The organism is Enterobacter sp. PI-10 (assembly GCF_027947695.1).
Taxonomy (GTDB): Bacteria; Pseudomonadota; Gammaproteobacteria; order Enterobacterales; family Enterobacteriaceae; genus Enterobacter; species Enterobacter vonholyi.
This window is the reverse complement of sequence record NZ_JAJNOG010000013.1, coordinates 26,966-52,462: the sequence shown is the minus strand read 5'-3', so window position 1 is coordinate 52,462 and position 25,497 is coordinate 26,966. Positions and strand designations below refer to the sequence as shown.

23 protein-coding genes and 4 tRNA genes are annotated in these 25,497 nt (G+C 56.6%); 8 read left to right on the top strand and 19 right to left on the bottom strand.

Translation table 11 applies throughout. The features are described 5' to 3' along the window. Positions 1–44 precede the first annotated feature (44 nt). Complete coding sequence (gene pldA, locus LRM19_RS20265; RefSeq protein WP_045417650.1) at positions 45–914, bottom strand: phospholipase A; 870 nt, start codon at positions 912–914, stop codon at positions 45–47. A gap of 163 nt (positions 915–1,077) precedes the next feature. Between pldA and yigI the strand changes: the two genes are divergently transcribed. Together yigI and rarD are read left to right on the top strand one after the other, a co-directional pair. Further along, positions 1,078–1,545 carry an acyl-CoA thioesterase YigI gene (yigI, locus tag LRM19_RS20260; protein WP_008501538.1) on the top strand — a complete coding sequence of 156 codons (468 nt, stop codon included), beginning with the start codon at positions 1,078–1,080 and terminating at the stop codon, positions 1,543–1,545. Between the two features lie 51 nt (positions 1,546–1,596). Continuing rightward, entirely contained in the window at positions 1,597–2,493 is an 897-nt protein-coding gene (gene rarD, locus LRM19_RS20255) for an EamA family transporter RarD (RefSeq protein ID WP_008501539.1), read from the top strand. 83 nt (positions 2,494–2,576) lie between these two features. Here rarD and corA read toward each other — a convergent pair whose 3' ends face one another. The 8 genes from corA to lptM form a co-directional block, all read right to left on the bottom strand. Further along, positions 2,577–3,527, bottom strand: a complete 951-nt coding sequence (corA, locus tag LRM19_RS20250; RefSeq protein WP_008501540.1) for a magnesium/cobalt transporter CorA — start codon at positions 3,525–3,527, stop codon at positions 2,577–2,579. A gap of 150 nt (positions 3,528–3,677) precedes the next feature. After that, a complete protein-coding gene (gene ysgD / locus LRM19_RS20245; RefSeq protein ID WP_212743980.1) occupies positions 3,678–3,734 on the bottom strand; it encodes a YsgD/CorL family protein in 57 nt (18 codons plus the stop codon). A gap of 149 nt (positions 3,735–3,883) precedes the next feature. Continuing rightward, entirely contained in the window at positions 3,884–6,046 is a 2,163-nt protein-coding gene (gene uvrD, locus LRM19_RS20240; RefSeq protein ID WP_032646073.1) for a DNA helicase II, read from the bottom strand. 76 nt (positions 6,047–6,122) lie between these two features. After that, complete coding sequence (gene yigB / locus LRM19_RS20235) at positions 6,123–6,839, bottom strand: 5-amino-6-(5-phospho-D-ribitylamino)uracil phosphatase YigB (protein ID WP_111963534.1); 717 nt, start codon at positions 6,837–6,839, stop codon at positions 6,123–6,125. Next, positions 6,839–7,741 (bottom strand): tyrosine recombinase XerC, encoded by a 903-nt coding sequence (gene xerC, locus LRM19_RS20230; RefSeq protein ID WP_127732590.1) that lies wholly within the window; start codon positions 7,739–7,741, stop codon positions 6,839–6,841. The genes yigB and xerC overlap by 1 nt, the downstream gene beginning before the upstream one ends. Continuing rightward, the gene (locus LRM19_RS20225) at positions 7,738–8,445 is read right to left on the bottom strand and encodes a DUF484 domain-containing protein (protein WP_127732592.1); all 708 of its coding nucleotides are present in this window, start codon (positions 8,443–8,445) and stop codon (positions 7,738–7,740) included. Before LRM19_RS20225 ends, xerC begins: the two co-directional genes overlap by 4 nt. Beyond that, positions 8,442–9,266 (bottom strand): diaminopimelate epimerase, encoded by an 825-nt coding sequence (gene dapF / locus LRM19_RS20220; RefSeq protein WP_008501545.1) that lies wholly within the window; start codon positions 9,264–9,266, stop codon positions 8,442–8,444. The genes LRM19_RS20225 and dapF overlap by 4 nt, the downstream gene beginning before the upstream one ends. Positions 9,267–9,301: 35 nt before the next feature. After that, positions 9,302–9,505 (bottom strand): LPS translocon maturation chaperone LptM, encoded by a 204-nt coding sequence (lptM, locus tag LRM19_RS20215; RefSeq protein WP_024907980.1) that lies wholly within the window; start codon positions 9,503–9,505, stop codon positions 9,302–9,304. Between the two features lie 135 nt (positions 9,506–9,640). On the opposite strand from lptM, the gene cyaY reads away from it, so the two are divergent. After that, positions 9,641–9,961: an iron donor protein CyaY gene (gene cyaY, locus LRM19_RS20210; protein ID WP_271369694.1), complete on the top strand. Its 321-nt coding sequence runs from the start codon at positions 9,641–9,643 to the stop codon at positions 9,959–9,961. 91 nt (positions 9,962–10,052) lie between these two features. Here cyaY and cyaA read toward each other — a convergent pair whose 3' ends face one another. Next, positions 10,053–12,596 (bottom strand): class I adenylate cyclase, encoded by a 2,544-nt coding sequence (gene cyaA, locus LRM19_RS20205; RefSeq protein ID WP_115877016.1) that lies wholly within the window; start codon positions 12,594–12,596, stop codon positions 10,053–10,055. A gap of 349 nt (positions 12,597–12,945) precedes the next feature. Here cyaA and hemC point away from each other — a divergent pair, with 349 nt between their 5' ends. The 5 genes from hemC (at position 12,946) to LRM19_RS20180 (ending at position 18,427) form a co-directional block, all read left to right on the top strand. After that, positions 12,946–13,887 carry a hydroxymethylbilane synthase gene (hemC, locus tag LRM19_RS20200; protein WP_143345649.1) on the top strand — a complete coding sequence of 314 codons (942 nt, stop codon included), beginning with the start codon at positions 12,946–12,948 and terminating at the stop codon, positions 13,885–13,887. Further along, the gene (gene hemD, locus LRM19_RS20195; RefSeq protein WP_115877015.1) at positions 13,884–14,624 is read left to right on the top strand and encodes a uroporphyrinogen-III synthase; all 741 of its coding nucleotides are present in this window, start codon (positions 13,884–13,886) and stop codon (positions 14,622–14,624) included. The genes hemC and hemD overlap by 4 nt, the downstream gene beginning before the upstream one ends. Before the next feature lie 20 nt (positions 14,625–14,644). Beyond that, positions 14,645–15,841, top strand: a complete 1,197-nt coding sequence (gene hemX, locus LRM19_RS20190) for a uroporphyrinogen-III C-methyltransferase (RefSeq protein ID WP_271369693.1) — start codon at positions 14,645–14,647, stop codon at positions 15,839–15,841. Between the two features lie 2 nt (positions 15,842–15,843). Continuing rightward, entirely contained in the window at positions 15,844–17,043 is a 1,200-nt protein-coding gene (gene hemY, locus LRM19_RS20185) for a protoheme IX biogenesis protein HemY (RefSeq protein WP_008501551.1), read from the top strand. A gap of 172 nt (positions 17,044–17,215) precedes the next feature. Then, complete coding sequence (locus LRM19_RS20180) at positions 17,216–18,427, top strand: MFS transporter (RefSeq protein ID WP_271369692.1); 1,212 nt, start codon at positions 17,216–17,218, stop codon at positions 18,425–18,427. 506 nt (positions 18,428–18,933) lie between these two features. Here the strand turns inward: LRM19_RS20180 and LRM19_RS20175 are convergent. From LRM19_RS20175 to wzxE, 9 genes are all read right to left on the bottom strand, one after another. Next, a tRNA-Pro gene (locus LRM19_RS20175) sits at positions 18,934–19,010 on the bottom strand. Between the two features lie 45 nt (positions 19,011–19,055). Continuing rightward, positions 19,056–19,141 (bottom strand) — tRNA-Leu (locus LRM19_RS20170). Between the two features lie 22 nt (positions 19,142–19,163). Further along, positions 19,164–19,239 (bottom strand) — tRNA-His (locus LRM19_RS20165). A gap of 67 nt (positions 19,240–19,306) precedes the next feature. Further along, positions 19,307–19,383: transfer RNA gene (locus tag LRM19_RS20160), tRNA-Arg, on the bottom strand. A gap of 102 nt (positions 19,384–19,485) precedes the next feature. Next, complete coding sequence (gene thrP, locus LRM19_RS20155) at positions 19,486–20,871, bottom strand: bifunctional threonine/serine APC transporter ThrP (protein WP_127732596.1); 1,386 nt, start codon at positions 20,869–20,871, stop codon at positions 19,486–19,488. 197 nt (positions 20,872–21,068) lie between these two features. Next, entirely contained in the window at positions 21,069–21,809 is a 741-nt protein-coding gene (wecG, locus tag LRM19_RS20150; RefSeq protein ID WP_115877011.1) for a lipopolysaccharide N-acetylmannosaminouronosyltransferase, read from the bottom strand. 12 nt (positions 21,810–21,821) lie between these two features. Next, positions 21,822–23,174 (bottom strand): ECA oligosaccharide polymerase, encoded by a 1,353-nt coding sequence (gene wzyE, locus LRM19_RS20145; RefSeq protein WP_115877010.1) that lies wholly within the window; start codon positions 23,172–23,174, stop codon positions 21,822–21,824. After that, the gene (locus tag LRM19_RS20140) at positions 23,171–24,250 is read right to left on the bottom strand and encodes a TDP-N-acetylfucosamine:lipid II N-acetylfucosaminyltransferase (protein ID WP_271369691.1); all 1,080 of its coding nucleotides are present in this window, start codon (positions 24,248–24,250) and stop codon (positions 23,171–23,173) included. Before LRM19_RS20140 ends, wzyE begins: the two co-directional genes overlap by 4 nt. Continuing rightward, positions 24,247–25,497 (bottom strand): lipid III flippase WzxE, encoded by a 1,251-nt coding sequence (gene wzxE / locus LRM19_RS20135; RefSeq protein WP_111963520.1) that lies wholly within the window; start codon positions 25,495–25,497, stop codon positions 24,247–24,249. Before wzxE ends, LRM19_RS20140 begins: the two co-directional genes overlap by 4 nt.

Genomic DNA, 25,497 nt, shown 5'->3' with positions numbered 1-25,497 from the left:
TGAGAGAGAAACTTCAACGTTTAACGCAAAAACATTCGAACAGCCTAGAGAATATCGTTCAGCATCACGCCCACGCCGACGCGGGTCTGGTTGAAGTTGTAATCGATAAGCGACTCGCCGTAACCGCTGTAGACTTGCGTATAAAGGCGGACATGCTTGCTTACCGGATAGCTTAAGCCCACTTCCGCGCCGCCGTAGCCGGTGTTCCAGTTATACTGACCTTTCGCACTCAGCACGGCATCACCTAACTGGTAGCCGACTTTAAGCTGGTAGTAGCCCATATATTTGGTGATGTCCGGGTTGTCATCAGTGCTGCCGACCACATACCACGGCTTCACTTCGACCATCCAGTTACCGTTCTGCGCCATCAGGCGCGTATAGGCACGGTTCCAGCTACGGGATGTCGGATCGGAACGTCCGTTAGAGTCATGGTTAAAGCCCACTTCCACATCGCGCAACGTCCAGCCCGCAAACTCATAATCCGTTGCAAAGCCGAGGAACAGCTGGGGCTCATAGTTGGTTTCGCGGAACGGCGAGGATTCCCCGCTGTTAGAGAGCTGCCACCAGGACTTCTGCGTATAGGAGGCACCAAACACCGAGTTCGGCCCCAGAATGCCGCGCCAGAACGGGAACGCGAGGCTGAGCTGGAACTTCACCTCATCTTTACGCGCATTATCAGACCAGTTATAGGAGCTTATCGCCTCTTTGTTGAGATCGCTGGTCTGGGTGTAAATCACGTAGTTGGTGTCATAAGGATAGAGCGTGAACGGATTGTCATGCTCCTGAAGAAGGTTCGCGATAATGCTACCGTGAACGGCAGGCTTATCATGCACCTCTTTGATTGTCGCTTCCTGCGCATAGGCTGTGAGGGGCAGCGAAATCGCCGCCAGTAACCAGGCCAGATACGTCCGCATCGGTGGTGTTCTCCTGCAAAAGAGTAAAATTACCTGAATAGTTATGTGGCGGACATTCTACAGACTTCTGCGACAACTGCTGCATCCTCGTTTCTGAAAGTGGAATTCCTTGTTGCCGAGGCATAAAATCAACATTTTATTAACAATAAGGATGTGATGCCTCATGTCAGCCATGCTTACCGCCGAAGAAGTGTTAAAACTCGTGGGCGAGATTTTTGTTTACCATATGCCGTTTAACCGCGCGCTGGGACTGGAGCTGGAGCGTTACGAGAAAGACTTTGCCCAGCTGAGCTTCAACAACCAGCCGATGATGGTAGGTAACTGGGCGCAAAGTATTTTGCACGGCGGCGTGATTGCCTCCGCGCTGGACGTGGCGGCAGGTCTGGTCTGCGTGGGCAGCACGCTGACCCGCCATGACACGATCAACGAAGACGAACTCCGCCAGCGTCTGGCGCGCATGGGCACCATCGATCTGCGCGTCGACTATCTTCGGCCGGGACGTGGAAATCGCTTCACCTGCACGAGCAGCCTGCTGCGCGCGGGGAATAAAGTCGCCGTGGCGCGCGTTGAATTACACAACGAAGAACAGGTGTATATAGCCAGCGCAACCGCCACTTATATGGTGGGTTGAGGCGGCAAAATCGGGTAAAATTAATTCACTTTTTTGTAACGGATTTTCCCGATGGATGCTAAACAGACGCGGCAGGGCGTTTTACTCGCCCTTGCCGCTTATTTTATTTGGGGTATCGCCCCGGCGTATTTCAAGCTTATCGCCTACGTTCCGGCCGATGAGATCCTGACTCACCGCGTCATCTGGTCGTTCTTCTTTATGATTGCGCTGATGAGCCTCAGCCGTCAGTGGTCGGGCGTCAAAACGCTGCTGCAAACCCCGAAGAAGATCTTCCTGCTGGCACTCTCTGCCGTGCTGATTGGCGGCAACTGGCTGCTGTTTATCTGGGCGGTGAATAACCATCACATGCTCGAAGCGAGCCTGGGGTACTTCATTAACCCGCTGGTGAATATCGTGCTGGGGATGATTTTCCTCGGTGAGCGCTTCCGCCGGATGCAGTGGGTGGCGGTGATACTGGCCTTCTGCGGCGTACTGGTGCAGCTCTGGACCTTCGGCTCGCTGCCGATTATTGCCCTCGGCCTGGCGTTCAGCTTTGCGTTCTACGGCCTGGTGCGTAAGAAGATTGCGGTGGAAGCGCAGACGGGGATGCTGTTTGAAACCCTGTGGCTGCTGCCCGTGGCGGCGATTTATCTTTTCGGCATCGCCGACAGCCCAACCAGCCACATGGGCAGCAACCCGTGGTCGCTGAACCTGATGCTGATGGCGGCGGGCGTGGTGACCACTATTCCACTGCTGTGCTTCACCGGTGCGGCGACGCGCCTGCGTCTCTCCACGCTGGGTTTCTTCCAGTACATTGGCCCGACGCTAATGTTCCTGCTGGCGGTGGTGTTTTACGGCGAGGTGCCGGGGGCGGATAAGATGGTGACGTTCGCCTTTATCTGGGTGGCGCTGGCGATTTTCGTCGCCGATGCGATTTATACCCAGCGCAGGGGGCGCAAAGGGCTGTGAAGTTGCCCTAACTCTAACCCTCTCCCACAGGGAGAGGGAATTCGATCGTAGGGCGGGTAAGCGCAGCGCCACCCGCAAGATTTTTACAGCCAGTTCCGGCGCTTAAAGTACAGATACGGTGCCAGCCCCGCGAGGATCATAAAGATAATCGCCCCCGGGTAACCAAAGCTCCACTTCAGCTCCGGCATAAACTCGAAGTTCATCCCGTAGCTGGATGCCACCAGCGTTGGCGGCAGGAACACTACGGACACCACCGAGAAGATCTTGATGATGCGGTTCTGCTCGATGTTGATAAAGCCCATCGCCGCCTGCATCAGGAAGTTGACCTTCTGGAACAGGGATTCGTTGTGCGGTAGCAGGGATTCGATATCGCGCAGGATCTCACGCGCCTGCTCCAGCTGACCGCCCGGCAGACGCGCCTTGCGCACCAGGAAGTTCAGCGCGCGCTGGGTATCCATCAGACACAAACGCACCTTCCAGCCGATATCTTCCAGCTCAGCCAGCGTGGAGAGTGCCTCGTCGTACTCATCGCCCTGATGGCCTTCCATGATCACTCGGCTCAGCTTTTCCAGATCGCTATAGATGTTTTCAATTTCGTCCGCCAGCTGTTCAATTTTGGTCTCGAACAGATCGAGCAGCAGCTCGTAAGCGTTACCATCCACCATTGCCTGGCTGCGGGCGCGCATGCGGTAGAGACGGAATGCTGGCAGCTCGCGCTCGCGCAGCGTAAACAGGCGGCCGTCGCGGATGGTAAACGCCACGGTGGAGTTACCCGCGTGGTCTTCCGCATCTTCAAAGAAGAAGAAGGAGTGAATATGCAGACCGTCTTCGTCTTCAAAAAAACGCGCGGATGCTTCGATGTCTTCCAGTTCCGGGCGGGTTGCCAGGCTTTGCCCCAGCTCAGATTGTACGCGAAGGCGCTCATCGTCGTCCGGCTCGACCAGATCCACCCATACGGCATCAATGAGGGGCTGTGACTCTTCGGCTTCAAGCCGAGTCAGTCGGTTATTTTCGAGTTGAAATGCGCTCAACATGACCGGGACTCCCAATGCAAAAAATATCGGACAGTTCGGTGGGCACACAGAAACAAATTGGGTTTCAGACCATTAAACAGCCTGACTCAGCGCGACGGGAATAATGCAGTCGCTGACAACCACTAAGGCCATCAGCAAGAGGAGATAGCCTTAGGAGTTGTTCCTGGATGACAGGGAATTGAGCCAGTATCTACTGGGTGTGTCCAAGGCGAATGTCCTCTTAGCGTAATCGTGCGCGCATGTTACGCCAGCTATAACTGTGGCGTCAACACGCAACGAAACGCTGAAGGGCATTAATTGACCTTCAACGTATAAGGCTAGCAGATTATTACAAAATAATGATATTTTTCTGAATGTTAGACTGTTTCCAGCTTCGCGTAGGCCGCCACCAGCCATTTGATCCCCTGCCCCTGGAACGCCACCTGCAGGCGGCTGTGCTCGCCGCTGCCTTCCAGATTCACAATGGTGCCCTCGCCAAACTTCGAATGGCGCACGCGCTGGCCCAGCTTGTAGCCAGTGTCGGTTTCCGCAATCGGCGATCCCATGCGCTGATGGCTGACAGGACGACTGATGCTTGCCCGCAGACGCACCTCCTCCACGCACTCTTCCGGCAGTTCACCGATAAAGCGCGACGGACGGTGATAGACCTCTTTACCGTACAGACGGCGGGTTTCCGCATAGGTCAGCGTCAGCTTTTGCATCGCGCGCGTCACGCCCACGTAGGCCAGACGACGCTCCTCTTCCAGACGGCCGCCTTCATCCAACGACATCTGGCTCGGGAACATCCCCTCTTCCATCCCGACGATGAATACCTGCGGGAACTCCAGCCCTTTGGCGGAGTGCAGGGTCATGAGCTGAACCGCATCCTGCCAGGTATCGGCCTGTCCTTCCCCCGCTTCCAGCGCGGCGTGGGAGAGGAACGCCTGCAGCGGCATCAGGTCTTCGTCTTCTTCGTTGTAGCTGAACTGGCGCGTTGCCGTGACCAGTTCCTCTAAGTTCTCAATACGGGTCTGGCCCTTCTCACCTTTTTCCTGCTCATACATGGTGCGCAGGCCGGAATCTTTAATCACCCGGTCGGTCTGCACGTGCAGCGGCATGTCGGCCGTTTCCTGCGCGAGGGCGTCAATCAGCTCAAGGAAGCGCTGCAATGCGCTGGCGGCACGTCCGGCGAGCGCTTTTTCCTGCAGCAGCTCGCGGCACGCCTGCCACAGAGTCAGCTGGCGGTCGCGCGAGGCCTGACGCACCACGTCCAGCGTGCGGTCGCCAATCCCGCGGGTCGGAGTGTTGACCACGCGTTCAAACGCCGCGTCGTCGTTACGGTTGGCAATCAGACGCAGATACGACAGCGCATCTTTGATTTCCTGACGTTCGAAGAAGCGCATGCCGCCATAAATGCGGTACGGCATGCTCACCTGCAGCAGCGCCTCTTCCAGCACGCGCGACTGGGCGTTGCTGCGGTAGAGAATGGCGCACTGCTCCAGCGCGCCGCCGTTGTCCTGCCAGGTTTTAATGCGGTTCACCACGAAGCGCGCTTCGTCGAGCTCGTTGAAGGCGCAGTAAATCGAAATCGGTTCGCCATCGACGCCGTCGGTCCACAGCTTTTTGCCCAGACGCCCGTTGTTGTTCTCAATCAGGGCGTTGGCCGCGCTCAGGATGTTGCTGGTTGAGCGGTAGTTCTGCTCCAGACGGATGGTTTCCGCGCCGGGGAAATCGTTGAGGAAGCGCTGGATGTTCTCCACCTGCGCCCCGCGCCAGCCGTAGATCGACTGGTCATCATCGCCCACGATCATCACCTTGCCGGTATCGCCGGCCAGCAGGCGGATCCACGCGTACTGGATGTTGTTGGTATCCTGGAATTCGTCCACCAGGATATTGGTGAAGCGTTCACGGTAGTGCTGCAGGATGTGCGGTTTGTTCAGCCACAGCTCGTGGGCGCGCAGCAGCAGCTCGGCAAAATCCACCAGACCGGCGCGATCGCACGCTTCCTGATAGGCCTTGTAGACGTTCTGCCAGGTCTGCTCGACCGGGTTGCCGAAGCTCTGAATGTGGTGCGGGCGCAGCCCCTCGTCTTTCTGGCCGTTGATGTACCACATCGCCTGACGCGGCGGCCACTGCTTCTCGTCGAGGTTCATCGCCTTGATCAGGCGTTTCAGCAGACGGAGCTGGTCTTCGCTGTCGAGGATCTGGAAATCCTGCGGCAGGTTGGCGTCCATGTGGTGTGCGCGCAGCAGGCGGTGCGCCAGGCCGTGGAAGGTGCCGACCCACATGCCGCCCTGGCTGGTGCCCATCAGTTGGGCGATGCGGTGGCGCATCTCCGCCGCCGCCTTGTTGGTGAACGTGACCGCCATGATGGAGTACGGCGAGCAGTTTTCCACGCTCTGCAGCCAGGCGATACGGTGAACCAGCACGCGCGTCTTACCACTGCCCGCTCCAGCCAGCACCAGCAGGTTGGTGCGCGAGGCGGCAACCGCGTCACGCTGTTTGTCATTAAGGCTGTCGAGCAGGTAAGAAACGTCCATTGGCACCGTCACGTCATGTCGGGCTGGCGAATAGCATTCGTCAAAACCCTGTTAATTTATACAGAACAATTGATGATTATATCAGCGTCGTGAGGGATGCCAACCGTGAAATTTCCACGTGCGGCAGAAGACGGCTATCGGAGGCGATCATCAGGTCAGCATTTTCCGGCTTGATCCAGCAGGCCTGCATCCCGCAGCGGATGGCGCCGGCCACGTCTGTGGTCAGGTCATCCCCCACGTGCAGGATCTCACCCAGCGGCAGGTTAAGCTTATCTGCCGCCAGATGGTACATGTCACTGAACGGCTTCGCGCGCCCGTGAGGACCCGCACGCAGCACGAATTCAAAATAATCGCTGAGGCCAAACAGCTCCGGCTGGGCATTGCCGTTGGTGATGGCCACCAGCGGCCACTTTTCGGCAAGCTTCGCCAGCGTGTCGTGGGTTTCCTGCGGCACGTCGATGCGGCTGCGCCATTTAGCAAAGTTTTCCATGGCCGCTTCCGCCCCAATGGCGGCATCCTGCGTGCTCAGACCCACGTTGAGCATCGCCTGCTCAACCGCGCGACGACGCCATTCGGTCACGTCGTGGTAAATGTCCGGCTCGGTCTCACGCAGGGACTGGCGCAGCTTCTGGAAGTCCTTGTTCTGTATCGCCTTCAGCGCGGGATGGTAGTTCTGCACAAACGCCAGGGACTCCTGCTCGGTGCGCAGGATCACCTCGCGGTTGTCATAAAGAGTGTCATCAAGGTCAAACGTCAGGGCTGAGATCTGACCGAGTGGGCGGTAAAAACGCATTATTTCCCCCGTTTGGCGCGTGGATGCGCCGCGTCATACACCGAGGCAAGGTGCTGGAAGTCTAAGTGGGTATAGATTTGAGTGGTCGACAGATTTGCGTGGCCAAGCAGTTCCTGCACGCCGCGCAGATCGCCGCTCGACTCAAGCATGTGTGTCGCAAAGGAGTGGCGCAGCTTGTGCGGGTGAACGTGGCTGTTCAGCCCCTGCTTAATGCCCCACTCCGCAAAGCGCTTCTGAACGTTACGCGCCGAGATCCGCTTGCCGAGCTTCGACAGGAACAGCGCATCTTCGTCGGTGCCAAACAGCCCGCGCAGGTCAAGCCAGTGCTCAATCCAGGAGACCGCATTGCGCCCAATCGGCAGGCGGCGCTCTTTGCTGCCCTTACCCATTACCCACACTTCGCCAGATTCCAGATCGAGATGCTTGAGGTCGAGGTTAACGAGCTCAGACAGACGTAACCCGGCACCGTACATCACCTCCAGCATCGCGCGGTCGCGCACGGCCAGCGGATCGTTAAGGTCGATATCCAGCAGGCGGTTTACGTCGTCAACGTCAATATTTTTAGGCAGATGGCGCGGCGCCTTCGGCGTGGCTATCCCCTTTGCCGGGTTGGCTTTTAAGCCCCCCTGGCTGACCAGCCAGTCGAAGAAGCTGCGCAGCGCTGAGAGCCTGAGCGCCAGGCTCGCCGGGCTGAGATTTTGTTTACGGCTACGCACGACAAACCCGCGTACCGTCGCAGCGTCACATTGTTGCCAGCTTTTCAGGCCGATTTCGTCGGCGATCTGCATGATGGCATCAAGCTGACGCTGATAGTTAAGCAGCGTAATGGGGCTAAGCTGACGTTCCACGCCGAGATAGCGCAGAAAGCGCGAGACGTCAGTGGCGAGCAGTCCGTCCGTCATACGCGCTCAATCCAGCGCTCCAGCAGCTCAGGCAGCATCAGGGCTATCTCCTGCAGCAGGTGCGTGGCTTGCCCCTGCTCGTAGTGATGCGCGTCGCGGCTGGTAAATAATATGACGCCCAGATCGCCATCGCGCCCCATCAGCGACATCGCCACCGAGCCAATCGCTTTGGCTTCCGGTAATACCACCAGCAGCTCAGGCCCGTTAAGCGGCCCCAGATAGTGGTGATCATGGCCCAGACGCTGAATGCGCAGCGGTTCAAATGCCTGACGGCTGAGTGCCAGATGGGTAAATCCCGACGGCGCGCCGATGCGCCAGCGGTCAGGGAAAAGACGAATCGTTGCGCCCGCCAGCCCCAGCTCGCGCGCCCAGCGGTGGAAACGGCTGAGGAACTCGTCGAGGCTGTGCGCCGACGCCAGACGCGCCTGCAGATGCAGCAGTCGATAGAACAGGCTTTCGTTGGTGCTGGCCTGCTCCATCAGCAGCGTCATGTTCTCTTCAAGCTGGCTGATGTAGTTGCGCGAGCGCGCCATGTGCCATTCGACCAGCGACACGGTTCCGCGAACCGGATGCGGCACGCGCATCTCTTCGACGACGCGTGCATTGCGAATAAAAAACTCAGGATTGCGCAGCAGATAATCAACAACAGCCCTGTCGTCCAGTTCCGTCACTGTTTCCTGCAGTTCTTCCCCTGGTTGTTTCATAGATGGATAAACCCGTCATAGACATGTGCCGCCGGGCCAGTCATATACAGTGGATGACCCGGTCCTTTCCAGGCGATATCAAGCCGACCGCCCGGTAATTCCACGCGAACCTCTTCAGCCAGTAACCCCTGGGAGATGCCCACGGCCACCGCAGCACAGGCACCGCTTCCGCAGGCCTGAGTCTCACCCGCGCCGCGCTCGTAAACCCGCAGGCGAATGTGCTCGCGCTTCACCACCTGCATAAAACCGATGTTCGCGCGCTCCGGGAAACGTTCGTGGCTTTCCAGTACCGGGCCGAGCGTTTCGACCGCGGCAGTTTCCACATCATCAACCTGAATCACGCAGTGTGGGTTACCCATTGAGACGACGCCGCACAATACTGTCTGCTCGGCCGCACGCATAATATAGGTCTTTTCCGCTTTGTTTGCGCGAAACGGCACGACGGAGGGCTCGAAGTTAGGCTCGCCCATGTTCACGCGCACCAGCTCATCATCGGTGACGCTGAGCACCATGCGACCATTGGCCGTGCTAACGCGAATATCACGCTTGTTGGTCAGCCCTTTCAGGCGGACAAAGCGGGCGAAACAGCGCGCGCCGTTGCCGCACTGGTTAACTTCGCTGCCGTCCGCGTTAAAAATACGGTAGTGGAAATCAAGATCGGGATCGTACGGTGGCTCGACCACCAGCAGCTGATCGAACCCCACGCCCAGATGCCGATCCGCCAGGCGACGGATCAGTTCAGGCGAGAAAAACACATTCTGCGTTACCGCGTCGACGACCATAAAATCGTTGCCAAGGCCATGCATTTTAGAGAACTGCATCATTTGCTCCATTGCGCGGGTACAGAACGTTGTCGTCAGAGATTAACCTGAGTCGGGCCACCGTTGTCGCCACGGTCGTTAGTATTTGGCGTGGTAGACTCAATGCCGCTGTTAACCGGTTTCGTCGGCGGCGGTGCGGTTTTATCCGCAGGCGGAAAGTACAATGGTCCCTTCAGTCCGCAGCCAGTCAGGCTAAACAGCGTGATGAGAACGGCAAGCGTTCGGAAAGCGTTTTTCATTATAAAGTTGCCCGTAAGTTCAAATCTGTTTCTATCATCGCAGGAGAAGACACAAAAGCAAGAGTTTGCCGCTTTCCTGCAACGGGAATTATTTAGGGTTATACTGCCGGCATCACGAAAAACAGGAACAAAACCATGAACGACAGTGAATTCCATCGCCTTGCCGACAACCTGTGGATGACCATCGAAGAGCGTCTTGACGACTGGGACGGTGACAGCGATATCGATTGTGAAATCAACGGCGGCATTCTGACCCTGAGCTTCGAAAATGGCAGCAAAATTATTATTAACCGCCAGGAGCCGCTTCACCAGGTGTGGCTGGCCACTAAACAGGGCGGCTATCATTTCGATCTAAAAGACGGGGAATGGGTTTGCGACCGTAGCGGCGTACCGTTCTGGGATCTGCTGGAGCAGGCGGCGACCGCGCAGGCGGGTGAGAACGTGAGTTTCAGGTAGTTTTCTTGCCCGGTGGCGGCTGCGCCTTACCGGGCCTACAACGGCTAGAACCGTAGGCCGGGTAAACGTAAGCGCCACCCGGCGAAAAGGCTCAGGAGAAATACTGCTGCAACAGCGGGGCGGTGTCCTGATTGGCAGGCGCAGCAGGCGTGACGGATTGGGTGCGGAACGGAATCACCTGCGTACGGCCGTCGACGTTCACAATCTGGTAGAACTGCGGCAGGTTAAAGTTGATAAAGCTTGAGCCGTAGGTAAAGCGGTCATGCGAAGAGGAGTAGAAGCGGCTGACGTCGCGCACCAGCTCCTCTTTACTGCCTTCACAATGGTGATACACCTCGGCGCGGTTAGTCTCATCCAGAATGTAAATGTTGAATCCGGCATCGTCGCCCGACTCTTCAAAGAAGAACTGAATAATCCCTTCGCTGGCGAATCCGTCCACCACCTGCGGGAGCTTAACGTGGTTGGTTTCCACCTGCACCGACAGGCCGTGCAGCTTGTTGTGTGAAATCGCGCCGTAAAACTCGATGGCGTTTTCCAGCTTCTGTACCGACACGTTCAGGCGCTCGAAGAACAGTCCCCAGGTCTGACCGGAGACGCGCAGCGCTTTAAAGCGGCCAGTTTCCTGACGGGTACTGGAGAGACGCAGTTCGATACACTCAGAAACCAGCTGCTGCACGCGGGTACGAATTAAACCGCGCAGGTGCTGGCTGTAGCAGAACACCTCAACGCTGTCCGGCGGTGCGGCATCCTGGTGCATCTTGCCAAGAATCGTTTTCAGCGCTTCGATCATTGCCTGCTCGCCGTTGAAGTGCAGGGTACGCACTTCGTTCCACGAGTTGCGGTACAACAGATCGACACTGCCTACCAGGCAGTTTTGCTGCTCGCCAAAGCTGAAGACGTCCAGCTTGCGGAAGTCAAAATGAACCACCTGATTGCGGAAGGCCGCCGTCGGGTCGTATTCCAGGTTGACGATAATCGCCAGATGGCGAATCTCACACGGGCTGTAGAGCGCTTTCGGCGTAGGGGCAGGCAGACGCAGCGGGAAGTGGTGCGACACATCCGTGACCATCTCCTGCAGCTTAGCAAGATCAACCACCTCGTTGCCTTTGATAAACAGGCGCGTGCGCGAGGTCAGCAGACCGTTAAACCAGGCCCAGGCCACCAGCTTGTTCAGGTAGCGGTTATACTCCAGCGGCTGATGGCTGATAATTGAATCCATGCTTGGCGCACGGTTGTAAAGATACCACCCGGTGCGGTTTGCACGGCCCGGCGGCACAAAGATAAAGGTCAGATTCGGTTCAGACAGGTCTGGCGAAATCTGCGGGTTAACCAGGGTAACTTTACCCGGCAGCGCTTCAAACGCGGCGTAAAGCTTACGGGTCAATACCCCGATGTCCTGCGGGCTGGCAGAAACGCTGAGGTTGTTACGGCGCGCAAAGCGGATCAGGTTGCGGTAGCTTTGCATCATCGCATCGAGCAGTTCGTTGTGCGCTTCACGCACCTGATCGATTTTCCAGTTGGCCCGGTTATCGAGCATGGACAGACGCGCTTCGTCCCATCCCCACTCTTTCACTAACTGACTGACCACTTCACGACGCCAGCCCACACAGGCGCGTTCGCGGCTCAATTTCTCACAGACTTTGAGATAGAAACATCGACGCACCAGGTCAAGACGCGTGGTGTCATCGATGGCTTTCAGGTACTCGGTTACGCGCTCCAGCATCATGCAGTAGGCGTCCAGCCCGAAGGAGACGATTTCCCCGTCGTGCAGACGCTGCTTGATATCTTTCGCCAGCAGGCGCGGCGTAGGGTATTCCCAGGAATAGGCTTCCAGCAGCAGCGTTTTCAGCACCGCTTTATACGGTGAGTCGATACTCTTATAGAGCTGCCAGAGGCTTGCGCCAAAATACTCTTCTGCTGACAGAGAGCTGAGGCCGCCGAGATCCAGCCATTCGTTTGGCGTCAGTACGCCCTGCGCGTAAAGCGACATGACGTAGTCATCGTAATGCTCTTCTTCTTCGCACGGGACCATATTCCACAGAATACGCTTCCCGGCCAGACGCACAGCAGTACGGTAGAATTCATCCAGCAATAAGATGTGCTGAGTCGAGCCGCAGTCCTCACCACCCAGACTGCCGCTTTCGTTATGGCGGAAACGGTTTTCATCAATCAGGAAGAAGCTCACTTCCACGCCGAGCGAGGCCGCCCAGCTCTCCAGCAGGCTGCATTTACGCTGCAGTAGCTGACGCTCGTCGTTATCGAGCCAGGACTGATGACAGACCCAGATGTCCAGGTCCGAAGAACAGCTTTGCCCTACCGATGAGGTGCTCCCCATTGAGTAAACGCCGGTAATAGGCAATTCACCTTTTGGAGATTCCTGTGGCGGCATGCCGCGGTAAAGTTCCAGCTCGTTCAGATAATGCTGTTGGGTTTCATCAGGCGTGAAAAGGCAAATGCCCTGGGGAACGTTACCGTCAAGGTAGCCAGGCATCAGCGGATGGTGATAGTGCAATAATGTCGGCAGCAGACTGTATACCTGCTGGAAAGCAGGGCCCATGGCAGCAAGCGCGCGATCCACACGCAGTTGATTTATGGCATCCAGTCTCTGTTTCAGAGTCTCAATATAGAGGTACAAGACGTATCGCCTGATGTTTCCGGGTGTCGCAAGCTATTCAAAACACGAGTAACAGCGGACCCGCAGTATTTCAAAAAGATAACCGTTACCCTTTTTCGCCCTTATCATTTTTGGTGGTACCGACGAAAAAATGGTCTAAAACGTGATCAATTTAACACCTTGCCGGTTGACCGTAAAGAAAGATGCGCTACATACAAGTGTAGCACCGTTCTGTACGTGTAAATTCCTGAATACGGCTATGGCTGACGAATACGCCGCCTTGTCCCTCTCACGCTCATCAACCGTAAAACTGCCATCCCAGAGTCAACAATGTTAGGATGGTTAGCGATTGATAATGACGGTAACAAGCATGTTAGACAATGTTTTGAGAATTGCCACACGCCAAAGCCCTCTCGCGCTCTGGCAGGCACATTATGTGAAGCAGCGCCTGGAAGCCTGCCACAGTGGATTGCGCGTCGAACTGGTGCCGATGGTCACACGCGGTGACGTGATCCTCGATACGCCTCTGGCGAAAGTGGGCGGCAAAGGCCTGTTTGTCAAAGAACTGGAACTGGCATTGCTTGAGAACCGCGCCGATATCGCCGTACATTCGATGAAAGACGTGCCCGTCGAGTTCCCGGAAGGGCTGGGGCTGGTGACCATCTGCGAGCGCGAAGATCCGCGCGATGCGTTTGTCTCCAACCACTACGACTCGCTCGACGCGCTGCCGGAGGGTAGCGTGGTTGGCACGTCCAGTTTACGCCGTCAGTGTCAGCTGGCGGAGCGTCGTCCTGACCTGATCATCCGCTCGCTGCGCGGTAACGTCGGCACGCGTCTGGGCAAGCTGGATAACGGTGATTACGATGCCATTATCCTCGCCGTTGCCGGTCTGAAGCGTCTGGGGCTGGAGTCGCGCATTCGCGTGGCGTTGCCGCCAGAGCTGTCGCTGCCGGCCGTGGGCCAGGGTGCAGTCGGCATCGAGTGCCGCCTGAACGATGCGCGTACCCGCGAACTGCTCGCACCGCTGAACCATGACGAGACCGCTACCCGCGTAAAAGCGGAGCGGGCGATGAATACCCGCCTCGAAGGCGGGTGCCAGGTTCCAATTGGCAGCTATGCTGAATTGACGAATGGCGAACTGTGGCTGCGCGCGCTGGTGGGCGCCCCTGACGGTTCGCAGATGGTACGCGGCGAACGTCGCGGCAAGGCGCAAGATGCCGAGCAGCTTGGCGTGTCGCTGGCGGAAGAATTACTGGATAACGGCGCCCGCGAGATTCTGGCTGACGTTTACAACGGAGAACCCCCTGCATGAGTATTCTCGTCACCCGCCCTTCTCCCGCAGGAGAGCAGTTAGTGAGCCGTCTGCGCGCACTGGGGCAGGTGGCCTGGAGTTTTCCTCTCATTGAATTCTCCCCCGGTCGGGAGCTCTCTGCGCTCGCCGACCAGATGAATACCCTTCAGGACGGCGACCTGCTGTTTGCGCTGTCGCAACATGCGGTGGAATTTGCCCATGCGCAGCTGCAACAGCAGAGTTTGGCCTGGCCAGTTGCCCCCCGCTATTTCGCGATTGGCCGAACAACGGCACTGGCGCTGCATACTGTAAGCGGCGCGGACGTTCGTTACCCGTTAGATCGGGAAATCAGTGAAGTCTTGCTACAATTACCTGAATTACAAACTATTGCCGGAAAGCGTGCGCTCATTTTGCGCGGCAACGGTGGCCGCGAGCTGCTGGGTGAAACGCTGCGTGAACGTGGTGCCGACGTAACGTTCGTTGAGTGCTATCAGCGCTGTGCAAAACACTACGATGGCGCGGAAGAGGCGATGCGCTGGCACGCGCGCGGTATTAATACGCTGGTGGTCACCAGCGGTGAAATGTTACAACAGCTTTGGTCGCTGATACCGCTTTGGTATCGCGAAAACTGGTTACTCCGCTGTCGGCTTCTGGTCGTCAGTGAGCGTCTGGCGAACCAGGCCCGGGAACTGGGCTGGCAGGATATTCGGATCGCTGATAACGCCGACAACGATGCGCTGCTGCGCGCATTACAATAACTCTCAAATGGGAAGCCATAATGACGGAACACGAAAAATCCTCCGCCGTGGTTGAAGAGACCAGGGAGACTGTGGAGACGACGCCACAGCCAGAGACGACTGAGAAAACCGCTGAGAAGAAAAACAGCAGCAACAAAACGAGCCTCGCGCTGAGCGCGATTGCCATCGCCATTGCGCTGGCAGCGGGGGTTGGCCTGTACGGGCTGGTGAAACAACAGAGCGCTAACCAGACGTCCACCAGCGACGCGCTGGTGAATCAGCTCACTGCCCTGCAAAAAGAGCAGGAGAAGCAGAAAACCGAGCTGGAAGCCGTGATTAAGCAGCAGGCCGCCGCGCTTGCCGAAGCGAACGGCAAACAGGAAGAGCTGACTAAACAGCTGGGTGAAGTACAGCAGAAAGTCGCCACCATTTCCGGCACCGATGCCAAAACCTGGCTGCTCTCGCAGGCCGACTTCCTGGTGAAGCTCGCCGGACGTAAGCTCTGGAGCGATCAGGACGTCACCACCGCTGCCGCGCTGCTTAAAAGCGCCGATGCAAGCCTGGCCGACATGAACGATCCAAGCCTTATCACCGCTCGTCGCGCGATTACCGAAGACATCGCCAGCCTCTCCGCCGTCTCGCAGGTGGATTACGACGGCATTATCCTTAAAGTGAATCAGCTGTCGAATCAGATTGATAACCTGCAGCTGGCGGATAATAACGACGACGACTCCCCGATGGATTCCGACGGTACCGAGCTTTCCAGCTCCCTGAGCGAATGGCGCATAAACCTGCAAAAAAGCTGGCAGAACTTTATGGACAGCTTTATCACGATCCGCCGTCGCGACGAAACTGCCGTACCGCTGCTCGCGCCTAACCAGGACATCTATCTGCGCGAGAACATTCGTTCCCGCCTGCTGGTGGCGGCCCAGGCCGTGCCGCGTCATCAGGAAGAGACCTATAAACAGGCGCTTGATAACGTCTCAACGTGGGTACGCGCCTACTACAACACCGATGATGCGACGACCACCGCCTTCCTCGAAGACATTGATAAGTTAAGCCAGCAGAACATCACCATGAACGTGCCGGACAAGCTGGCCAGCCAGCCGATTCTGGAGAAACTGATGCAGACGCGCGTACGCAATCTTCTGGCGCAGCCGGGCGTACCTGCAGAGCAGACGAGCGGAGCGGCACCTGCTCCGGCTGCTGCGCCTGAAAGCGCACCGCAAGGAGAGTAATGATGCTAAAAGTTCTCTTACTCTTCATCCTGCTGATCGCCGGGATCGTCCTCGGGCCTATGCTTGCGGGTCATCAGGGTTACGTCCTGATCCAGACCGATAACTACAACATTGAAACCAGCGTAACGGGTCTGACGATCATTCTGATCCTCGGCGTGGTGGTGCTGTTTGCGATCGAGTGGATCCTGCGCCGTATTTTCCGTACCGGTGCCCATACGCGCGGCTGGTTCGTTGGCCGTAAGCGCCGCCGCGCCCGTAAACAGACCGAGCAGGCGCTGCTTAAGCTCGCCGAGGGTGACTATCAGCAGGTTGAAAAGCTGATGTCGAAAAACGCCGACCACGCCGAACAGCCGGTAGTGAACTATCTGCTGGCGGCCGAAGCGGCGCAGCAGCGAGGTGACGAAGCCCGCGCTAATCAGCACCTGGAGCGAGCGGCTGAGCTGGCTCACGGCGACCCGATTCCGGTAGAAATTACGCGCGTTCGTCTGCAGCTGGCACGTAATGAGAATCACGCGGCTCGCCACGGTATCGACCGTCTGCTGGAAGTCGCGCCGCGTCATCCGGAAGTGCTGCGCCTTGCCGAGCAGGCCTATATTCGTACCGGCGCCTGGGGCTCACTGCTGGACATCATTCCGTCAATGGCGAAGGCCGAGGTAGGCGACGATGAACATCGTGACGAGCTTCAGCGTCTGGCGTGGATTGGCCTGATGGATCAGGCGCGCGCTGACCTGGGCAGCGACGGTCTGAAAACGTGGTGGAAGAATCAGAGCCGTAAAACGCGCCAGCAGGTTCCTCTGCAGGTGGCGATGGCGGAACATCTCATCGAGTGTGACGATCACGACACGGCTCAGGAGATCCTCCTCGACGGTTTGAAGCGCCAGTACGACGATCGCCTGGTGATGGTGATCCCGCGCCTGAAAACCAACAATCCTGAGCAAATCGAAAAAGTGCTGCGCCAGCAGATTAAAACCGTTGGTGACCGCCCGCTGCTGTGGAGCACGCTTGGCCAGTCGTTGATGAAGCACGGCGAATGGCAGGAGGCAAGCCTTGCCTTCCGCGCCGCGCTCAAGCAGCGTCCGGATGCCTTCGACTACGCGTGGCTTGCCGATACGCTGGACAAGCAGCATAAGCCGGAAGAAGCGGCCGCCATGCGCCGTGATGGGCTGTTGCTGACGCTGCAAAATAACGGTACGCAGCAGTAATTCATCAGGAGGCCAGATGGCCTCCTTTTTTTATCGCATTTCTCCTGCTACATTCTTTACACCCGCATCAGCAAACGAACCCGCCAATGTAACGATGTCTTTTCATTAACTTTTTTTCACACACGCGCACTTTCTGCAGCGTGGACTAAATCGTTTTTGAAAGGAAATCGTCATGAACTCGCTTTTATATGCGCTTATTGAAGCGCTGCGCTGCCACCGCTGGCTGCGCCTGCTTGCCTGTGCTTTTATCTTTTCTTCGCTGGGGAATGGCTTAACCCAGGTCGTGGTCTTCGGCTTGCTGTTAGCGTGGTCAGCTCCGCCCGGTCTGCTCACACTCGCTTTTCTTTTCGCTACGATACCGGGATTTATCGGCAGTACGATCGGCGAAAAGCTGTGCTCACGCTGTTCTCCGATATCCCTGCTGATACTGACCGAAGGGCTGGGTCTGCTCGCCCTGCTCTTTCCCCTGCTTGGCGTGGGTTACCACAGCGTTGCCGCATTGCTCGCTGTGCAATCCACCGAGGCGATGCTCAGCGGGATGAGCTGGCCCGCGCTGACGTTGCTCTTTAAGCGCGGTCTCAGCGAAGCAGAGCTGCCTGCTGCAACCTGTCTGGAAAATGTGATTTTTGCTTCGCAGGTATTATTAGGGACAGGCCTGGGCGTGGTGCTGTTCCAGAAGACGTCCGTGTTTACCCTGCTGGCCATTGATGCCGCCAGCTTTCTCGGATCACTGCTCATGCTATGGCTGGCTGGACGCCGGTTTTCTGCGCCTTCACTCCAGCCTCTCGAGGAAGAGGAAGCCCCTGCGGCATTATGCTGGAGGACGTTGACCGTTCGGCAGAAACGCAGTCTGCTCATCCTGCCGTCGCTGGCGGCCGTTGGCTCACCGGCCATGGCGCTGCTTCCGGCCCTGGCACAGCAAATCCATCCTCAGGATGCGGCGGGTCTTGCCCTGCCTCTGCTTTTTGCAAGGAGCATGGGACAGCTTTGCGGCCCCATGCTGCTAAAAAAAGAGAGTCTGACGCGCTTCGCCGCTCGCACACCGCGCATCATCGTTTGTCTGGGCATCTTTCTGGCCGCTTATGGAACGCTACCGTTGTTGTCCGGGTGGATGGCATGTGCGCTGGGGGCGATCTTTATCGCGCATCTGGCTTCGAATATTCTGTTCGCGGCCGGGACGTTTGGCGTTCTCAGTAGTTTTCATATTACGCAAACCGCGTCAGCCAGTGGGAAAGCCTGGCGCTGGCAAACGCTCAGCGCCTCTCTCTTCACCGGCATTGCAGCGGCAGTGGCTGCCGGGTTTGGCTCAGTAGCGGCACTCTATGCTGTCTCCGCAACGGCTCTGGTGATGGTTGCCCTGATCGTGCGCCGGTATCGGGAATAAGGCATAAAAAAACGCCTGCTATAAAAGCAGGCGTTAAAACAGGTCTGTAAGACAACATATTTGGTGCTTCACTCAACGTTGTGTCCATGGTGTCTGATGAGGCCGAAGCGACATCTGTCAGTGGACGATAAGCACCGTAAATGGCTCTGCGTCATTCCTGAGTTTATGAGGCACTAAGGCGAACATAAGAGATGGAATGAGCATCTACACGCATATTATTGCACGTAACGTGCCAACATGACAGCCAGAACTTTTACATAACGCAACATTTTAAGATAAAAGGAAATTATGCTGCTAAGCGCCGTTTTAAGCTCTAAAACGTATCGGGAAAAGGCGGGCATATGTCGCCAGGAGGAGACAGCAAAACCCATAAATGGTTTTTTATCTAACTTTCAATGAGTTGCATGTCGCTGGATTGCGACAACGAAAAGGACATTGTTGGGGAATGACTACAGGGATGAAGAATCTCAGAAAACAAAAAACCCCGCCGAAGCGGGGTTCAAAATTGGTCGGCGAGAGAGGATTCGAACCTCCGACCCACTGGTCCCAAACCAGTTGCGCTACCAAGCTGCGCTACTCGCCGATGTACTGCTTTTTGAATTTTTAGTTCAATTCATTTAAAAAGTCGTGGTGCGAGGGGGGGGACTCGAACCCCCACATCCAAAGGACACTAACACCTGAAGCTAGCGCGTCTACCAATTCCGCCACCTTCGCAATTCACAACTCTTTCAAATAATGGGGTGGCTAATGGGATTCGAACCCACGACAACTGGAATCACAATCCAGGGCTCTACCAACTGAGCTATAGCCACCACTGTATTCTTTCACGCGGTACTGACTACTTCTCAGACCACCGCAGCTCTAGCGCCGGGACTAAAATGGCGCGCCCGACAGGATTCGAACCTGAGACCTCTGCCTCCGGAGGGCAGCGCTCTATCCAGCTGAGCTACGGGCGCTTAGCGCCGTTGCGGGGCTGGATATTACGTACCTCCGTCCACGCTGTCTAGTGCTTTTTTGAAAAAAATGCGCGTTTGGTTATGGTTTGCACATTTTGCCGCTTATTCCTCCACTTTCTGCGTGGTGGCACGGCGACCCAGGCCAAAAAGCTTATATGCGGCCGTCACAGCCGCCAGGAAGATCACCCCGACAAACAGCGACATGCGGGTATCTTCATTAAAGTACATCCCGATTAATACGCAAATCAGGAACGCCATCGTCAAATAGTTCGCATACGGGAACAGAATTGAGCGGAACGGATGGCTTTCAATCGCTTTTTTATGCGCATGACGGAAACGCAGCTGGCTGATGAGGATAACAAACCACGGCACCATGCCCGGCAGCACGCTGGCGCTGTAGACGTAAACGAACACGCGCTGCGGGTTGGGAATAATGTAATTCAGGCAAGAGCCAATCAGCAGTATTGCAATGGAAACCGCCACACCCGCCACCGGCACGCCGGCACGTGAAACTTTACTCATCACCGCAGGCAGCTGGTTATTCTTCGAAAGCGCATAGAGCATACGCCCACAGCTGTACATCCCACTGTTACAGCCTGACAACGCTGCCGTCAGGACCACAAAGTTGATGATACCCGCCGCTGCCGTGATGCCAATTTTGGCAAAGGTTAAAACAAACGGGCTACCCGTCGTGCCAATTTCGTTCCACGGGAAGATGGTCACGATAACGAAGATCGCGCCCACATAGAAAATCAGGATACGCCACAGCACTTTGCCCACCGCGCTACGCAGCGTGACCTGCGGGTTTTTCGCTTCGCCGGCGGTAATACCGATCAGCTCCACGCCCTGATACGAGGCCACAACGATACACAGCGCCGTCAGGAAGCCCTTCCAGCCGCCGGCAAAGAAGCCGCCGTTTTCGGTCAGATTGCCAAAGCCGATAGCATGTCCACCGTTGCCAAAGCCGAAGAAAATCACGCCCAGGCCGACGACAATCATCACGATGATGGTGGTGACTTTGATCATCGCAAACCAGAACTCGATCTCACCGTAAAGACGCACGGCGGCCAGATTTGCCAGCGCCACCAGCCCCACGGCAATGAGCGCGGGTATCCACTGAGCCATATCCGGGAACCAGAACTGGACGTAGACCCCTATCGCGGTGATCTCTGAGATCCCCACCGCCATCCACATAAACCAGTATGACCAGGCCGTCAGGTAGCCGAAGAACGGGCTCATATAACGATGCGCGTAAACGGCGAAGGAGCCGGTTACCGGCTCCAGGAAAAGCATTTCGCCCATGGAACGCATGATGAAGAAAACAAACAGCCCGGCAATAATGTACGCCAGTAATACGGAAGGGCCTGCCCATTTGAGCGTGCTTGCGGAGCCCATAAACAGGCCCACGCCGATAGTGCCGCCCAGCGCTATCAGTTCAATATGACGAGCTTCCAGCCCACGCTGTAGCTCCGGTTTTTTCTCTGCCATAGATCCTCGATTGTGTTTGCTGTTTCCCGGCTTAATACCGGGTATTGTTTTTTAGGGGTACTAAAATACGGAGCGAATGGTTTCTTAAAATCTGCCAAATGGCAAACGATGCATTAAAAAAATGAATGCATTGCACAGATTATCAGCAGTTTTGCAGGCGAGTTGCAGCGCGAATAGCATATCGCGCTACATTTTGATTACATTTTCCCGGTGTAATGCCAGGCGAGGTAGCGAAGCAGACGGATCTGTCGTTTAATGCGCGTCGGTTGCGATAGCAGACGGTACAGCCACTCCAGCCCCAGATTTTGCCATACCTTGGGCGCACGCTTAACGTGGCCGGTAAAGACGTCGTACGTACCGCCGACGCCCATGTAGAGGGCATCCGGACAGACCAGACGGCAGTCGCGCATCAGGATCTCCTGGCGCGGGGAGCCCATCGCCACGGTGACAATCTTCGCCCCGCTATCACGAACGCGCTCAAACAGAGCCTGCCGATCTTCCGGTTTGAAGTAACCATCCTGGCTGCCGACAATATTAACATTCCATTGACGACGCAGTTTCTCCTCCGTCTGGGCCAGTATCTCCGGCTTCCCGCCAATCAGGAACACGGGCGTGCCCTGTTCACCTGCGCGGGCCATAAGCTGCTCCCAGAGATCGGCCCCCGCCACGCGAGATACATTAGCGTCAGGATACTTTTTACGGATAGAGCGGACCACGCTGATCCCGTCCGCGTATTTAAATTCCGCCGCTTCAATCAGGCTTTTGACTTCCGCGTTATCCTCAACCGCCAGCATTTTTTCCGCGTTGATCGCCACCAGCGTACCGGATTTCATCTGGCCGTCGGCGAAAAGAAAGTCCAGCGCGTGCTGCATGTCGCGCCAGCCAATAAGCTGCAGGCCACGTAGCGCATAGCGCGGTGCAGAAATTTTATCAGTCATTACTATCCTTACTCAGACTTGCGACAGCGTTGTGCTGCCCTGCCGCTCGCGCCTGTGCACAAGCCCTGCGCTGTCAAACAGCCAGTACAGCAGTTTGGCCAGTAACAGGCAGAGGCCGAAAACAACCATGAAGAACACCACGCGCGAAACGAACGAGTCCAGCCCTTCGCGCGCCAGAACGATCATATTGAAAATGGCACCAAAGCAGAAACTGTGCAAAATGGCGGCCTTATAGCGGTTGGTCTCTTCGTTGCCACGCACGTAAAGCCAGTCGAACCACTTGATAATCAGCCCCACGGCAACCGCCCCGGGGAGAATGAACCACGCTCCTCCCATCACCACCAGGGAACCAATCAGCGTTGGCGAGATTGCCAGACCAGAATGGTTGTTCAGCACTTCCCAGGTAAAGTAATTTGCCGTGTTAAGCACCACGCCAGGCCGGTCCGGCCATAGCCAGGAAGGGATAAATACGTAGAAGTCGCGAACAATCGGCGCCAGCCCCTGGAAATCAATCTTGTCGTAGTTTTGCAGCAGCAATGCCAGGTTTTCCCACGGCGAGAAGGTATCGCGAGTCAGGTAAAGGAACGTGTAAAACGCCTCATCTCCCGCCACGTTCATTCCATAGCGCTTTAGCGCCAGCCAGAACATACCCACAATGCCAAACGCGCCTGCCGCAACCAGCATCCACAATGAGATCCAGCCGCGGATGATGCCGATAAACAGGAAGATCGCGAAGGCGATGATGATGTTCGCGCGCGTGCCGCCCACGATCATGTAGGTCAGGATGCCAAACGCGACGGTGCTAACCAGGAAGAACAGCCACGCTTTGCTGTCCTGGCGCAGGAAGAAGATCACCAGCATCGCCGGGATGAAGAAGTAGAAGAAACGCTTAAGCGCCACGCCCGAAACCTCGGCCGAAAAAATCTGGCTGTAGGAGTGGAGCTTAAACAGCAGGAAGCCGTTATGCATGAAGAAGATGCCGACGCTGACCAGGGCGATGGTCATCAGCATCACCCACGTCAGGTGGGTCTCCACCCGATTCATGGTAAAGAGCGCCCGACGCGGGGCAGCAGCCTGCGCTGAACGCAGACGCGTTTTATAGGTGACGTAGTAGACGGCATAGAAGCAGGTTGCCGCCAGAAGCGCCTGGAGCAAGATTTCCGGCGGTGCGACGCTCACGTCAAAACGGAATACCAGAATGCTGGTTAGCGGGAAGCCGAAAAAGAAGGTCAGCAGAAACAGTAACGAGAAGAACACGTTAAAGTTGAAGCGCACCCGGCGGAATTCAAACCAGGTAAGCGTGGCGATAAACAGGGTGCTCAGAAGCCAGACAATCAGTAAGCCGCTGAATTGCAACTGACTCATACTTTGTCTCCTGAAGCGATACGCAGCGCGCGGTGCCACGGCGTGAGATAATTCGGGCTGAAAAAATCAATGCTATTTTTATCCACCAGCGTGAGCTGGCGTTGGGCTTCCCGTACCACCTCGACGTTCAGCGTGTCTGAGGTAAACAGCACGGGAATATGCTGCTCTGCCATGTCCTGCCAGAACGGGTTCTCGCGGTTTAGCACGCACGGTACCCCCGCCTGAATCAGCAGACATAGGGTGCCAATCCCCTGCTGTCGGGCAAAGATGAAATAGCCGAGATCGCATTTTCTCAGCAGCGCGAGATATTCCTCAAATTCCAGCTTATCGCTGAGAATGTGCAGATTTTCTGCGCTAAACAGCGCAAGCCCCTGTCGGCGAACCTCATCTATGTAAGCGTCGTTATTGGCGGGATAACCCATCGGCACCACCACGTTCACCGTGTCGCCGAACTGCTGATGCACCGCCCTGAGCGCCGCGACGTGTTCGTTACTACGATCGCCGGAATTCCCCACCAGGATCGTTAGTTTGCCTTCACGCACCGTGTCATTCGCCATGGCGTTAAGCGCCGGATCCATGCGGGTGGGGAAATAAAGCAACTCGCCGCGCACGTTGGGGTGCTGTTTAGCAAAATAGTTGAGATCGCCGCGGGTAGCAAAAACGCAGCCCACGCGCCCCTGCGCCATGCGGCGCAACGGATAGAAAAGACGGAATTTCCAGCCTCGGGAGACTTCGTAGAGATCGGCTCCCCAGATATGCCAGCTGCACTGGGAGGGTTTAATTCCCCCGCTGAGAAGCGCCAGCCACAGGCCGGTATTAAACTGTCCGTGGAAGAAGAATCGTTGCTCGCGGTCGGCTTTCGCTTTGGCGACAACCGCCTTCGCCAGCGTGGCCTTATCCGGCCAAAAGCGAATCGTCAGCGCCTGAAACGCCTCGCTCAGGCCCTTATCCTGACCTGCAACCATAAACTCACGCGCATCTGGATTACCCGATGCCAGCTCGTCGTTGAAAAACCGCAAAACGGTCTGGTTATGGTGTGGGATGTCCGATCCCAGGATGTGAATCAGTGCAGTCATGCGCGTTTACGCCACAATAAAAATACGCCGCAACAGGCAGCGAAATAAACGATATAGGTTGCCATGTAAGCCTGAGCCGCCCCCAGCGCGCCGTGCATGGGTATCAGCCAGTGCGAAAATGCTGTCAGTAACGCAAACTGGCTAATTTCCGCCAGGATATACAGCCGCAGGGACGCTTTTGCAATCACCAGGTAGCCGAAAACGTATGCACCCACTTTCAGCACATCCCCCACCAGCTGCCAGGCAAAGAGATCGCGCATGGCGATGAATTTCGCCGAGAACAGCAGCCAGATGGCGACATCGCGCAGTAGCCAGACGGTAAAGCTGGCAGCCGCGACGGCCGGTAACACAAAACGCAGCGATCGGAAAATCTCGCGCGTTATTTCCTGTCTGGACGTCAGTCGCGATAAGGTTGGCAGCAGGTAAACGCTAAAGGAAGCCGTAATAAACTGGAGATAGGCGTCGGAAATACTGCTTACGCCCTGCCAGATCCCGACCTCATCCCAGCTATAATGCGCTGCCAGCAGGTTTCGCATCATCACGTAGGCCACCGGCAGCGTGACGGAGGTAATGAGCGCCATCAGGGTAAATTTACCCAGCTGGCTGGCAAGGACCTTGTCCCATTGCGGTTTCAGGTAGCTAAGAGGGATGACGCCCCGGCGCATCAGCATAAATGCCGCAGGCACAACCACCAGCGCCGGGACCAGCGCAAGCCCCAGCAGTGCGCCTTCATAGCCGCCCAGGCGATAGCAAAAGTAATAGGCAATCACGCCGATGACGCTGCCCAGGATTAACGCAAGCGCGTTTCCGGCAGCATCACGAAACCCTTTCATCAGCGCCAGCAGCAGGTTAGCCCAGGCAATCCCCATCTGAACCAATGCGACCAGACGCACCAGCCCCTGATAATGGGTGTGCCCGAACAATCCCTGGCTGATGGGTGCCGCCGCCAGCAGAAAGACAATCGCCATCAGGGTTGAAAAACCCGTGACCATAGCCGAAGAGGTGCCCACCACTCTGCGCAGCTGAGCCGCATCATCGTGATACTGCGCAACGTATTTGGTCACGCCGTTGAAGATACCGGCCCCGGCCAGCACACCAAGGACGGTGATAAGCTGACGGAAATTACCCGCCAGCCCCACACCAGAGGGGCCAAATGAAACGGCCAGCAGCTTGACGACCAACAGCCCGGCGCCAATTTTTACAAGCGTGGACGCGGCGGTCCACACCGATGCTTTTGCCAGAGACAT